The 13409-nt window shown below is 38.6% G+C and carries 13 protein-coding genes; 7 read left to right on the top strand and 6 right to left on the bottom strand.

The window, feature by feature from the left end; translation table 11 throughout:
* Positions 1–227: 227 nt before the first annotated feature.
* From FC37_RS06260 to FC37_RS06250, 3 genes are all read right to left on the bottom strand, one after another.
* A complete protein-coding gene (locus tag FC37_RS06260) occupies positions 228–2063 on the bottom strand; it encodes a monovalent cation:proton antiporter family protein (protein WP_025005695.1) in 1836 nt (611 codons plus the stop codon).
* A 103-nt stretch (positions 2064–2166) separates the two neighbouring features.
* Positions 2167–3258, bottom strand: coding sequence for an SLAP domain-containing protein (locus tag FC37_RS06255; protein ID WP_025005694.1), 1092 nt, complete (start codon positions 3256–3258; stop codon positions 2167–2169).
* Positions 3259–3276: 18 nt separating this feature from the next.
* Positions 3277–4503 (bottom strand): SLAP domain-containing protein, encoded by a 1227-nt coding sequence (locus tag FC37_RS06250; protein WP_025005693.1) that lies wholly within the window; start codon positions 4501–4503, stop codon positions 3277–3279.
* A 233-nt stretch (positions 4504–4736) separates the two neighbouring features.
* Between FC37_RS06250 and FC37_RS06245 the strand changes: the two genes are divergently transcribed.
* The 6 genes from FC37_RS06245 (at position 4737) to FC37_RS06220 (ending at position 9244) form a co-directional block, all read left to right on the top strand.
* Positions 4737–5249, top strand: coding sequence for a Panacea domain-containing protein (locus FC37_RS06245; protein WP_025005692.1), 513 nt, complete (start codon positions 4737–4739; stop codon positions 5247–5249).
* Positions 5227–5934, top strand: coding sequence for a hypothetical protein (locus tag FC37_RS06240; RefSeq protein ID WP_025005691.1), 708 nt, complete (start codon positions 5227–5229; stop codon positions 5932–5934). The genes FC37_RS06245 and FC37_RS06240 overlap by 23 nt, the downstream gene beginning before the upstream one ends.
* Before the next feature lie 347 nt (positions 5935–6281).
* Positions 6282–7613: an SLAP domain-containing protein gene (locus FC37_RS06235; protein WP_025005690.1), complete on the top strand. Its 1332-nt coding sequence runs from the start codon at positions 6282–6284 to the stop codon at positions 7611–7613.
* A 325-nt stretch (positions 7614–7938) separates the two neighbouring features.
* Positions 7939–8337 carry a sigma-70 family RNA polymerase sigma factor gene (locus FC37_RS06230; protein WP_236697292.1) on the top strand — a complete coding sequence of 133 codons (399 nt, stop codon included), beginning with the start codon at positions 7939–7941 and terminating at the stop codon, positions 8335–8337.
* A gap of 206 nt (positions 8338–8543) precedes the next feature.
* The gene (locus tag FC37_RS06225) at positions 8544–8708 is read left to right on the top strand and encodes a hypothetical protein (protein ID WP_236697291.1); all 165 of its coding nucleotides are present in this window, start codon (positions 8544–8546) and stop codon (positions 8706–8708) included.
* On the top strand, positions 8684–9244 hold the full coding sequence (locus tag FC37_RS06220) for a hypothetical protein (protein WP_156400663.1): 561 nt from the start codon (positions 8684–8686) through the stop codon (positions 9242–9244). The genes FC37_RS06225 and FC37_RS06220 overlap by 25 nt, the downstream gene beginning before the upstream one ends.
* A gap of 149 nt (positions 9245–9393) precedes the next feature.
* Here the strand turns inward: FC37_RS06220 and FC37_RS06215 are convergent, their stop codons facing one another.
* The 3 genes from FC37_RS06215 to FC37_RS06205 all read right to left on the bottom strand — a co-directional run bounded on the left by FC37_RS06215 (position 9394) and on the right by FC37_RS06205 (position 11822).
* Positions 9394–10773: an SLAP domain-containing protein gene (locus FC37_RS06215; RefSeq protein ID WP_056945549.1), complete on the bottom strand. Its 1380-nt coding sequence runs from the start codon at positions 10771–10773 to the stop codon at positions 9394–9396.
* Between the two features lie 517 nt (positions 10774–11290).
* Complete coding sequence (locus FC37_RS06210; protein WP_025005688.1) at positions 11291–11560, bottom strand: DUF2922 domain-containing protein; 270 nt, start codon at positions 11558–11560, stop codon at positions 11291–11293.
* A 46-nt stretch (positions 11561–11606) separates the two neighbouring features.
* Entirely contained in the window at positions 11607–11822 is a 216-nt protein-coding gene (locus FC37_RS06205) for a DUF1659 domain-containing protein (protein ID WP_025005687.1), read from the bottom strand.
* A gap of 264 nt (positions 11823–12086) precedes the next feature.
* Between FC37_RS06205 and FC37_RS06200 the strand changes: the two genes are divergently transcribed.
* Positions 12087–13409 (top strand): RNA-guided endonuclease InsQ/TnpB family protein (locus tag FC37_RS06200; protein WP_056945560.1); only part of this gene is annotated, 1323 nt, incomplete at its 3' end.

Genomic DNA, 13409 nt, shown 5'->3' with positions numbered 1-13409 from the left:
AGCAAGTTGATTAGGCCAGCCCCTAGAATGTGCATGAATGACATGCATTTTTACTTTAACATGTTCTTATGTATATAAGAAGATTATCGCGTCCAATGATCATGGATGCATGCGCAACAAGACGATAACTTGCAAACGCGCGGTGGCTCTGCATAATAGCAGGGCTTTTTTATTCCCGATGATTACTAAAAAAGTGTCCGAGATTTTTCTCAGACACTTCTTTTCTACTATTCCTTACTCAACAAATCACGGACACGATCTGCCACCTTAAATTCACCAGAGAAGACCAAAATATCTCCCTGCTCAATCACAGTCGCACCACGTGGAATTAACCATTCATCCCCACGCTTAATTCTACTTACCGTAATCTGATCAATAAACTCTAAATCCATCAGTTGACGACCTGTATAATGCGTATTCTTCACTTTGACAGAATACAAAATGTTCTTCGTGTCAGTCATAATTCTGTAGACAGTTGGTGACTCGATCATTGCCCTCATCAATGCAGCATGCACATTGGTAGAGTTAAAGACTTCGATTCCCTTCTCATTAAACTCGGTCAAAGTCTTGCTATCAACTTCGCTAAGTCGGGCAATCACACGATTTACGCCCTTCTCTTTTGCCATCCGGGCAATCTTAATATTATCTTCGTCCGCGCGATTAGCCGCTACCACGATATCACCATCAAATACGCCATCTTTTTCAAGCGTTTCTTCGTCTAGATTTGGCAAAAAGGTTAAATTCTCTACTCGACTGTCGTAAGTTTTATATTGATTCTTTTTGTCAGTGAACATCTTGACTGAATACCAATTAGCATGCAAATCATGAGCAACAGGCACAGTAACGGCATTCGCGCCAACAATTGCCACCTTTTCCTTAATCTTGTCTTCTGGTAACAAAACAAAGTTAGAGTTAAAGACAATTGGACTCAAAATGCAGACGATTACCGCAGCCAAAATGAAGGCATCAGACTGCGTTGATGTGATTGCGTGCAATTTCCGTGCAACTTGTAAAGTTGGCAAAACAATCGTAATAGTTGTTGCCGTCAAGAACCCACCAGCAAAAGCATTTTTCTTCTGAAAATAGCGCACATAAGTTAAAAGAACTGGTACTTTTGCAATAAATAAGAAAATAACTAACACTGGCAATAACATCAATGAAGACGGATGTGCAAAAAGTGAACGCAAGTTAAGTCCCACACCAGTCATAATGAAGAAAATTGGGATAAAGAAGCCATAACCAATTGAAGTCAACTTATCTTTAGTAGCTTCACTTGGCTCAAGCAACTTCATTACCATTCCGGCTAAAAAGGCACCTAAAATGTTTTCAGCACCAACTCTTTCTGCTACGGTTACCAATGCAAAAATCAGGAAAAAGGCTAACCGAATATCAAGTTGAGTGGTTGACTTAGTAATCTTAGCAAACCACAAATATGGCTGCTTAAATCGACGCAACAAGAAAATTGCAGCAACAAATAATAAGATAATCAACCACAATTGTTCCGCATTACCACCATTGATAGATGCATAAATTGTTAACAAAAGCAGTGGAATAACTTCGCCGAGTACGGCTGTTAACAAAATCGTCTGTCCGATTGGTCGACCTAAAATATCCTTTTCCTTCAAAGTAGCGATAACCACGCCAAGGGCCACAGTCATCAAGATAATTGCGGCCAACATGACTTCACTGAATAATCCGGTAAGTCGTAAGACATAGGCTAAAACAAAGGCCATGATCACGATCCCAATAAAGGCAGTAATCGCCGTCTTCAGCGGATCGACCGTCTTCCCTGCTTGCGACTTCCCTTTAGGATTATTTTTTCTTTGCAATAAATCAAAATCAATTTCCATCCCTGATAAAAACATCAACAAGATCACACCTAGATTAGATAACAAGGTTAGATCATGCGTGGATGTAATCAAGTTAAAACCGCTGGATCCCATGATAATGCCGACGATAATCTCGGCAACCGCGGTTGGTACGTTACTAATCTGAAAGCGTGCCATAAATATTGGAATGACTAGCGCTAACAAAACTACTAAAAATAGTGATAGTTGTGCCATAAACTCCCTCTCTTTCAACACGAGTTAATTATTTCATTTTCAAAATTAAAACGCTAGATGATATTCTAACAAATAATCATCTAGCGTTAAATCAACTACACTTCTATTCAATATCTTTAGCTAAGATATATTGTGTAGCGTTAAGTGCATAATACTTTTGACCTTTAATTGTGATCTTGCTGCCGTAAGTTAATACGCGGCTGCCTTCCTTGACTTTGTTCTGCTTTTCAACGCGACCACTTCTAGTGTGCAAGTAGGTCTCGTTCTTTACTGTGCGGACAGTGGCATCAATGTTAGAAGCAACAACATATTGATCCTCGCCAATCTTGTAGTACTTCTTATTATTGATCATCTTGTAACCCATCACAACGACAGGACTGCCAGTCTTCTTCAAGATCTTGGTTCTCTTGCCCTTTTCGGTGTAAACATAAGCATCGTGACCAAGAGTTACCGCACCTTGAACTGCAGGTACTTCTTCCTTCGTCTTGTTTGGATCCTTAGTATGGGTATTTTCATTCTTCTTTTGCAAGTTGTAGTAATACTTGATTAAAGAATAGAACTGATCCATGTCGTAGCCCCACTTAGCAAAGTAGCCATCTGGGTCAACGTGATCGGTACCACCTAAGAATGTGCTGACAGCATGGTGAGACCAGATCGTCCCTTCACCATCATCGCAGGCATTGTCTGGCTTAAGATCATAACGGTGAAGCAGTTTTGCGATATAAATAGCATCATTATTCACTGACTTAGCAAATGCATCCCTAGTATTTTCTTCACAAAGCTCAATCTGGATAAAACGGTTGTTAGCCTTAGGACCTGCACCCCAGGTACCCATATCTGGTGATCTCATCTGAATAACTTGCTTGCTATCAACAAAAGCATGAACGTAAGCATTAATATTCATCCACTCACGGTTAAAGTAAATTGCTTCATCGTGGGCAGTCGCGCCAGGATCGTCAGTTTCGTGAACTACGATTCCTTCTGGCTTGCCATTTTCATATTCGACACCAGGGAACTTATTATACTTAATCCCTTCGAGCTTCAGCATCTTGTATAAATAAGTCACACCGCTATATTTATATTTTTTGGCGAGCGAGTTGATTGATTCAGCATGAACTGTTTGACTTTGGATATTAATCGCCGTAATCAGCCCCAATACTGCAATTAAAGTTGCTAAAACTTTCTTTAATTTCAAATCAGGCCCCCGTTCTTATTACATGAAGTTTGATTTCTTAATGTATTGACGGATACCGATTCTGTAATACTTCTTGCCATTGATCTTAACAGCACTTCCGTATGTAGCAACTTGTTCATTCTTCTTACGCTTTAAAGTGTTGTCGCGGTTGCCATATTGGTTATAAACATAGGCATTATGCTTCAAGAATCTAAGAGTACCATCAATGTTACCGGCTGCAATGTATTCATTTTCGCCTACACGGTAGTAAGTCTTCTTCTTAATAGTCTTAGTACCGTAAGTAGCGATTAACTTGGTGCCTTCTTCATCGTTGACCTTGTACATCTTGCCCTTGATCTTCTTGCCTTTGGCATCGTAGACATAGGCATTGTGCATCAAGTTCTTTTCAACCTTGGTTGCACCCTTTGGAGCCTGAGTACTTGGTGCGCTAGTAGTTGTCTTACCCTTGGTTAAAGAAGTACCGTTGATCCAGCCTTTACCTTCAATGTACATTCTAGTTGAACCATCATTGTAGGTAATGGTCTTAGTTACAGTAACCTTTTCGCCGCTCTTAACAGAACCAACAGCCTTAGCTACTGAATGGTTAGTTGGCCAGTTATAAACTGAACCTGACTTATCAACAGTGTAGTGCTTGGTAGCCTTAGAAATCACTGGGTCATATTGGTTCAAATTATGACTAGTGATTCTAGAATTAAGTGCAATATCATACTTGCTGTCGGTAGCATAAGTACCAGTTAAAGCCTTGGTTGCTTCGGCATAAGTGTTAGCATTCTCAAGCCAAGCACCCTTGTAGCGAAGTGGTTGCCAAGTAACACCATTACGCAACTTGCTACCATTATCTTCAAATGATTCTTCAAAAGAATTATATTTTTTAAACTTGGCATTAATGTAGTAGCTCTTACCATTCTTGCCCTCTTCACGAGTCTTGGCAGAATAAGTAGCGCCACCCCAACTATTGTCAGCCTTCATACCAAAAAGATTATTTGCATTAACTGCAAGACCTGATTGTCCCCAACCAGATTCTACGATAGCTTGTGCAATCATTACTGATGGATAAGTACCATATTTCTTAGCAGCTTTGACAGCTTGCTTAGCGGCCTTATTTAAAAATGCTGTTTGCGCATCAGTAGCAGCAGAAACCTTTTGGCTACGAAGATCATTAATTGCAGAAATATTAGATGCTGGGGCAATTGTGGAAGTCAACACAACTGCGGCAGCTATGCTGGTCAAAAGTCTCTTCTTCATGAAATTTCCTCCTTGTATAACAACCTTTATTGCATCTAGCAAATAAGCAAGAAACAAGCCATTCATACCATTTGTACGGAAAAAGTAATATTTCTATTACACTGTTTTTATTGTGTTTGGTGGGAGCTGTACAATCTTAAGAAAGTGTATGGTGATATTTAATTCATTAGGTACTTTTAACAGATTTCATTATAATATTTGTAGGTACGAGATTTAATATGAAGGAGACTATTATGAGTAGAGATGCATACTTTTTTGATAAAGTCGAAGACTTGGTATCATATCTTGAAGCAAAACTTACTAACCCTACTCCATTGAAAATTCAAAAATCATTGTATTTCTTATGGGCCTTCTATGCTGCAACATACGGAAGCATTGATTATTCTAATGAAAATAGTGAATTTTCAGAAACTATCAAATACCCAAAAAGATTATTTAAGGCGAACTTTGAAGCTTGGCAATACGGCCCCGTCCTAAACAAAGTTTATGGAGAAGATAAAAATAACTCAATCACGCCAAGTTTAGAGAAAAAGCGTTACTCTAATTCGATGGAAAAAGATGTTTGGTCATTTATTGATGATATGATTGCACAAATTGATCCTATTAATGATTTTGGATTAGTAGCTAGATCACACCAAGATAGTGCTTGGAAAAAGGCTTATAAGGCCGGTCAATCACATTGTCCCATGAATGAAGAAGAGATTATTGAAGATTACAAGGAATATGCCGCAACCACAAATGCCTAAATTTCGTCCCAAATTAGTAACCAACCATAATAACCCCAGCCTAACGACTGGGGTTAAATTATTTAATCAGCATACTGCTGGTCAGCTGAATGCTCACAATGCTGATGTAAAAATTCTATTTTTTGACCAATTTTTAAATTCATTTAAAGACGAAAAGAATGAATTCTCCAACTTTGTTGACCGTCTAGGGATTAAAAATACTTCTACCTACAAAAATATTCTTTCTTTAAGTAAAAATCCTCAGCAAATTGCCAACGAAATTACAGCAATCGATATTTTACATCGACAAAATAGCAAAAGAATAAAAGAAATTCTAAGCCACGATATCTCTAAAGAAATAATTGATTATTTTAATGACAGTATTTTTGAATCTACGGTCAATAAAGGAACGGATTTTTTCGATCCTAATGGTAAAGGAAAATTTAGAGTTTTTTCTATTTATGCAATTAACCCAGATAATTTAAATGATAATACACAAAACTTAATAGTAATTTTGATAGATCCATATCATTTAGTCTGTCCTGTTGCTAATAGACAAAAAAATTTTAATAAAGATAAAAATCGACACTATACTTTCGAAAAATATAAAGAATGTAGACACTCGCTAAGCGACCTATTCAAAGAGAAATTTGATAATTCCGATTCAGTCCGCTACATTCACTTAAACGCCTTTGCCTCAAAATAAGCTCATGATTACTCAAAATCATGGGCTTTTTCTTTTGCATCCCTTACGCTTAACATCCTCTATCTTCAGACCCGGATTACACGCGGCGGAATAAACCCACCCAATCCACCCCTAGCATATAAGACGAAAAATCACTCCACTAAAATCAAATTTAAGGATCACGTACACAATATACGTGCTTCAGGCATGACGCCTGTACGCATGCTGATTCTTCAGCAATGACTACTACCTCATGAGAGTTATAGACTCATGGATCTTGCTTTGAAGAGTTTTGTACATTATAGGCTCCTTTCCATGCTGAACCTATGGCCTATTACATTTTTTTATTTCAAGGAGGAAAAGACCACATGAAGAAAAATTTAAGAATTGTTAGCGCTGCTGCTGCTGCTTTATTAGCTGTTGCTCCTGTTGCTGCTTCTGCTGTAATCACTGTTAACGCTGCTGCCGTTACTACTGCTACTCAACTTGGTGGTGTAAAATTACCAACTTCAAATGCTGCTGTAAATGTTAAGCCAAACGTTTCATTAAATACTGCTGTAGGTAACAGCGTTAAGGCTTCAATTTCAGTATCATTTACTGCTACTATTGACGGTACTACTGCTACTGCTAACTTAGATCCTAAGTCTACTGAAGTAAGTCTCTACAAGGGTACTGTTTCAGATGCAAATAAAGTTACCGACTTACAAGACGTAACTTCAGCTGATGCTGGTACAGAATATAAAGTTGGTATGAACAACGTTTCTTTAAACTTTGGTTCACAAAATGCTAACAAGAAAGTTACTTTGACTTTCCCAGATAACGGATCACACTTTGGCTACAATGGTAAAGATGGACGTTCACAAGAAGTACAACTTAACAAAGATGGTGTTGTAACTTTATCATACGTAATCTTCCCTATAACTGCCAAGAACTTCGCTAACCCTGAAATTGTTAGTTGGTTCAATGTTACTACTGGTGCACCTGTAACTTCAGCAAGCATTCAATTATACGCTGGCTCAAACGCAGGTAAGATGAACGTTGCTCAAGCTGTTAGCCCATTAGAAAACAAGGGTAACGGCTACGTTGCAATGCAATATGGTAACAAGCTTGCTTTCGACACTACAGCTAACATTAAATCAGCTCTTAAGGCTATGAACATTGATGTTGACGCTTACGGTTGTTTTGTTGCACCTAAGTCATTCACTTTCAACTTGACTGCAACTTCACCTAAGAACGACGCTACTGCAACTTTACCTGTAACTGTTAACGTACCAAACGGTGTAAACCCTACTCCAGCAACTGTTCCAAGTCAAAGCAAGACTATTATGCACAACGCATACTTCTACGACAAGGACGCTAAGCGTGTTGGTACTGACAAGGTAACTCGTTACAACACTGTAACTGTTGCTATGAACACTACTAAGTTCTCAAACGGTATCGAATACTACGAAGTAATCGAAAACGGCAAGGCAACTGGCAAGTACATCAACGCTGACAACATCGACGGTACTAAGCGTACTTTGAAGCACAACGCATACGTTTACAAGACTTCAAAGAAGCGTGCTAACAAGGTTGTTCTTAAGAAGGGTACTGAAGTAACTACTTACGGTGGTGCTTACACCTTCAAGAACGGCAAGAAGTACTACAAGATCGGTAACGACACTAAGAAGACTTACGTTAAGGTTGCTAACTTTGAATAAAAATTAGCCAACATTGACTAAGCGAGAAAACGAGGCATTGCCTCGTTTTTTCTTTTGCACTAAAAAGCTCATGATCTCAATAATCATGGGCTTTTTATACGTTTTCTATAATTCATAACTAATAAATAACATAAACCTTATATTTATGCATATTAATATAAACATGTGAGACCGTAAAATAGTTTGTGTAAGGATGAATTATTCCTTAATTTAATTTCCTAAAACATTAGAAAAAGGAGTTCCTTACGGTTTTAGAAAAGCATGGGAAAATCGTAAGTTAGTTGGTGGAGCACTCAAGGCTGCACATGTCCGCCCTGATTACCACTTGTATGAGGATCTATTTCAAGAAGATCTGATCATTTACGCCGAAATGCTCGAAGAATTAGCTACCGAAAAGGCTCGCACGGAAATTGATAAGTTAAGCTTCAAGAAGGTTCTCTGGCAGACGCTGAATCGATTGAAGCGTAAACAACGCGTGTGTGAACGCAACACTGACATGGATGAGGCCTACGATCTTGGCGAAAAAGCCGATTGGAACAACTTAGTTGTCTTGAAGCAAGAAGTTAACAAGTTGACCGAGATGGAGCAGATTATTTTCTACGAGCACCTACTCTCTGACAAGAAGATCACACAATTAGCCGCGGAATACGGCACCTCACGCAGAACCCTCACTCGCCTCAAGCATGATTTGTTGGTTAAGCTTCGCAAGATGCTGGTTAAATAAATATATTTTCTCACAAAAAAATGCCACTTTTTTGCGTATTAAATAGTGGGGACTATTTTACTGATGTACGAGCTATTATGAGGTAAAATACGAGAAAAAGAATAACTCGATATCCTGGCATTACGCAAGATCTGGTATTTGGCCATGTGATGAGCAAGAAGAAAAATTGCCTAGAGCTGCTCCGCCGTGCTTATCCTGAGTTGAATTTGCAGAAGATTAATGTAATCACTCAATATGACGGCAACATTGGTCTTGAGAGCAAAAACTTTCGCTTAGATGTCTGGGCACAAGATGACGAAGGTCGTATCTATGACATCGAAATGCAGACGACTAATAAGCAGAACGCATGCAGTATTACGCTGCGGGGTTGATCAACTTCACTTTGAAATCGGGCCAACCTTACACTAAGCTTAAATCTACTTACGTTGTGTTTTTCTGTACGTATGATCCATTCGATCAGGGTGAAAGCATGTATGAATTCGATTTCTTTGATCGCAAGACCAAGACTATAGAATTTAACGCAGGCATGCATATCAAAGTTTTCAACTCTAAGGGCAAGAACCGCGATCTTAACCAAAAGATGTTGGATTTCTTGGATTATATGAATGGCGTAATTAACCATGCTCAAGGCTATATTGCCGACTTGCAAAAGGATATCGATCATTATGTTAATAGTGGAAAGTGGGTCGATGACATGGATAAGTTGGCTTATGAAATGAATCAGGTTGCGATGAAGGCAGCAGAAAAGGCTACTAAAAAGAAAGCTATAGGAGATGCAATTACGTTAATTCAGGCATTAAAGCAAGTTGATCTTTCTTCTGAAGTGATTTTTGAAAAAGTATTGCAAGATTACAGTAACGATTTATCTAGCGATGAGATTAAGAAGCTAGTAGAAGAAAATTATTAAGTAAAAATTGTAATTAAGTAAAATAGTTCCTAGAAGCTGGCATGCATGAAGCGTGTCGGCTTTTTTAGTGCAAAAGAAAAAACGAGGCAAATGCCTCGTTTTCCCTTTATTTAGTTAGCGTGTACTAGCTATCTTGTTGACCAAGAATATTAGTCAAAGTTTGCAACCTTAACGTAAGTCTTCTTAGTGTCGTTACCGATCTTGTAGTACTTCTTGCCGTTCTTGAATGTGTATGAACCACCGTAAGTAGTTACAGTTTCACCCTTCTTAAGAACAACCTTGTTAGCACGCTTCTTTGATGATGCGTAAACGTAAGCGTTGTGCTTCAAAGTACGCTTAGTACCATCGATGTTGTCAGCGTTGATGAACTTGCCTGAAAGCTTGCCGTTTTCAACTACTTCGTAGTAAGCCTTGCCGTTGATGGTAGTAGTCTTAGGTGAAACAGTTACTGAGTTGTAACGAGTCAACTTGTCAGTACCAACACGCTTAGCGTTCTTGTCGTAGAAGTATGCGTTGTGCATAATAGTCTTAGGTTGACTTGGAACAGTAGTTACCTTGCCGTTTGGAACAGTTACAACTACAGGTAATGAAGCAGTCTTACCGTTAACGTCTGACTTAGCATTTAAAGTTACAGTGAAAGTGTCAGGTGCAGTGAAGTTACCACTAGCATCAACATCAACACCGGCCTTCTTAAGTTCGGCAGTTACATCTGCAGGAGTAGTACTAATGTTAATCTTGTTGAAAGCATTCTTGCTGTATTGAACAGCCTCGTATTGCTTAGTAAGTGAGTCAAGAACTGAACTTACATTTAATTTGCCATCATTTGCAAGAGTCATCCAAGTACCCTTGGTTTCAGTGGTACCACTGTTAACATTAATGAAGTAAACTGCGTTGGTAACACTTTGGTTGTATGCGTGAAGAGTTTGAGTGTAAGTCAAACCAGTAGCATTACCGTATTGATCTAAAGTTACTTGAACGTCACCAGTTTTACCATTAAGGGTAGCACCCTTAGCAACCTTAACAGTAATGGTCTTGTTCTTCATTGATGAACCAAAGCTAAAGCCCATGTTAGTAAGGGTAAGCGTGTAGTCATTACCTGCTACAACATCGTTTAACTTGTTTTCAACCTTCTTAGTATCCTTGTTGTAGCTGTAGAAGTTAGTCTTACCCTCAGATACAGTTACGTCTTGTGCAGCATCAGCTAAACTTGCTGATACAGTAGTACCATTAAGAGTAGCAGTTAATTCACCACCAAGAGTAGCATTAGCAGTAACGTTATTATTAGTATCCTTAACTGGTGCGTTTAAACTAAAGTTTGATGATACGTTAACAGTATTAGCAGCATTATTAGCAGTATCACCTGCACCATTTAAGTTAAGTGATACATTGTTGTTAGTAGCTGCAGTGTTAGTAGCAGTGGTTACAGCTGATGAGTCTGCAGCGTTAACAGAAACAGCAGAAGCAGCAACTGGAGCAACAGCAAGCAAAGCAGCAGCAGCAGCGCTAACGATTCTTAAATTTTTCTTCATGTGGTCTTTTCCTCCTTGAAATATAAAAATGTAATAGGCCATAGGTTCAGCATGTGATAGGAGCCTATAATGTACAAAACCCTTCGAAGCAGGATCCACGAGTTTATAACTCTCGCGAGGTAGTAGTCTTGCTGAAGGATCAGCATGCGTACAGGCGTCATGCCTGAAGCACGTCCTATTACTTACCACGACTCATATTGTACTAACCTGGGCAAAAAATAGCAAGTTAAATTAATCGAAAATTCCTTTTTGTAATATTTGCCACTTTCTTACCCCGCCGCGCATTTTCGCCTCCCTCAACTTTTCAATTAATTCAATCGTAGTCATAACAAGAAAAGGCGGACTTCCGTCCGCCTTTAATTTTTTATTCATTTTTTAAATTTTACAAACATATAACAAAATCATCTGAAAAAAGTAATATTTCTATACGATTTCTTTAAAACATTTTTGTGTGTAGTTATCTTATTTTCTATGTAATTGTCTAATTATTTGAATGATTTCTAACAGCAAAGACAGATTAGTCTTGCTTATCAGCAGATGCTAATTCAGAATTTGCGCCATCATTAAAGATGTCACTAACAGTACGTTCAACATATGAAGCAGATTGTGGAGTTTCGTAATATGCAACACCGTCTTTCTCAAAGACGTTAGCTGATGCAATAGTGTTCATCGCTTGACGAACTTGTTCTTCAGTAAGGTTATCTAGTGCATCCCCCAACGTAATACTGTTCTTCTTCTTTTCACCATTTAAAAAAGTTAATTTCAAAGTTTTAGTAGTTGTAGCCATTTATTTTCTCCTTATTTCCTTATATAGTGGTCCAGTTCCCGTCTTATTATTCAGCAGCTTCGATAACGCGTTGCTTTTGCACTAAGATGACATCGTCAAGACTGTCTTCTTGTAAGCCCGCAATTGCTTGACCCACTTTTTTGAGATCATCAGCTGCAGCGCCCTTCTTCACGTTCTTGATCATGCGACTCTTAAGTCCGTTAGTGTATCTCTTATTGCCAAATGTATATTGGATTGATTGTTCTGCTAATTCAAAGTTCATAATTTTCTCCTACTTTATTTAATAATTTGATTTGAATTGTTGTAATCAACCTGCCGGCCAGATATCTTACACTATTACTAACAATCTGAGATCCAAAAATGAGCCAAAGTTTTTAACGAAAAGCGCCCGAAAATCCCCGTATTTTAATGCGGGGATGGATAGGGCCAAGCTGACCTAGCAGTCAGCTTTTTTATTAAAAAAATAGAGACATATGTTCGCTTATCCTGTAAAATATAAATATCTAATCTATGAGGAGGCGAAATCATGAAGAGAATGAGCAGTTTAGCCTATCATTTTGGTATCAAACTACGCTTTTATCCTAGTTCTAAGCAAAAGAAAATCATCAAGCTAAACTATGATGCGCAACGCTTTGTCTACAACTCTTATGTAGGACGCAATCGAAGCAATTATCATGCTAAGCACTACTTAGCTGTTAGACAATATCAAACAATATCTTTTGCCTTTTCTGCTCTTAATAGCTATGAAGTCCAACTGGCAGAAACAGTAGTCATCAATAATGAATTATTGGCTAAGCCTAAGAATATTCGTGATGCTTATAGCTTTTTACGCGTTAAAGAAATTGATAGCCTCGCTCTTGCCAATGCGATTCAGAACTACCAGAAGGCTTGGAACAACTATCGCAAGATTGGGCATGGAATTCCGACTTTTCACAAAAAACGCAGCGACTGGTCATACCAAACCAACTGTCAATACCCTAAGCAAAAAGAAGCTTTTCTTGATAACGGGACGGCTAGGTTTATTGATGCTAAGCATATTAAATTGCCTAAGCTGGGAATTGTCCGCATTGCCGGCTTTAGAAAGCTAATCAAAGAGCGTCTGGTTAATCATATTCCAACTCGTATTGGAACAGTGACGATAAAAAAGACCGCTGATGACCAATTCTACCTGTCTATGCAGTTAGGCAGCGATACTGCTTTTGTCAAGGAATTGCCTAAGACGCAGAGTCAAATTGGCATTGACCTTAACCTTGATAATTTCTTAACGGAGTCAAATGGATCAATGGTTGTCAATCCACGTTTTTACTGTAAAGCAAAAAAGAAGCTTGCCCATACCCAACGTGTCTTGTCTCGCAGGCAGCGCCGGGCTAAAAAAGGAGGACGCAATTTGCGGCTAGCAAAAAACTATCAAAAACAGCGCTTGGTAGTAGCTAAACTGCACGACAAGATCAGAAGACAGCGTAATGACTTCTTGCAAGTACTCTCAACTGCACTAATCAAAAACCACGATTTAGTAGTTGCCGAGGAACTAAGAAGCAGAAATCTGTTAAAGAATCATGCCTTGTCTCAAGCCATTTCTGATGTTGGCTGGCGTAGTTTCCTGAACATGCTGGCTTATAAGGCAGATCTATATGGCAAAGAATTTCTAACAATTGATCCTAAGTACACCACCCAAAGATGCCATCAATGTGGCAGTATTATGGGGCAAAACGGTTATAAGAAATTAACCCTTAAGGATCGGGAATGGACTTGTCCAATCTGTCGAACGCACCATATTCGTGATTGGAATGCGGCCGTGAACATCTTAGAAAAAGGATTAGGCAAGTGGCAGAATCCTAAAATAAAAGAG

It is taken from the genome of Lactobacillus gallinarum DSM 10532 = JCM 2011, from assembly GCF_001434975.1.
GTDB lineage: Bacteria > Bacillota > Bacilli > Lactobacillales > Lactobacillaceae > Lactobacillus > Lactobacillus gallinarum.
The sequence above is the reverse complement of the archived record's forward strand: the minus strand, read 5'-3'. Positions and strand labels throughout refer to the sequence as shown.

Coding starts and splice junctions, on each gene's coding strand:
- FC37_RS06205 (WP_025005687.1), bottom strand. CDS start 11,822: ATGAACTTTGAATTAGCAGAACAATCAATCCAATATACATTTGGCAAT.
- FC37_RS06260 (WP_025005695.1), bottom strand. CDS start 2,063: ATGGCACAACTATCACTATTTTTAGTAGTTTTGTTAGCGCTAGTCATT.
- FC37_RS06220 (WP_156400663.1), top strand. CDS start 8,684: ATGCAGTATTACGCTGCGGGGTTGATCAACTTCACTTTGAAATCGGGC.
- FC37_RS06210 (WP_025005688.1), bottom strand. CDS start 11,560: ATGGCTACAACTACTAAAACTTTGAAATTAACTTTTTTAAATGGTGAA.
- FC37_RS06245 (WP_025005692.1), top strand. CDS start 4,737: ATGAGTAGAGATGCATACTTTTTTGATAAAGTCGAAGACTTGGTATCA.
- FC37_RS06250 (WP_025005693.1), bottom strand. CDS start 4,503: ATGAAGAAGAGACTTTTGACCAGCATAGCTGCCGCAGTTGTGTTGACT.
- FC37_RS06235 (WP_025005690.1), top strand. CDS start 6,282: ATGAAGAAAAATTTAAGAATTGTTAGCGCTGCTGCTGCTGCTTTATTA.
- FC37_RS06240 (WP_025005691.1), top strand. CDS start 5,227: ATGCCGCAACCACAAATGCCTAAATTTCGTCCCAAATTAGTAACCAAC.
- FC37_RS06215 (WP_056945549.1), bottom strand. CDS start 10,773: ATGAAGAAAAATTTAAGAATCGTTAGCGCTGCTGCTGCTGCTTTGCTT.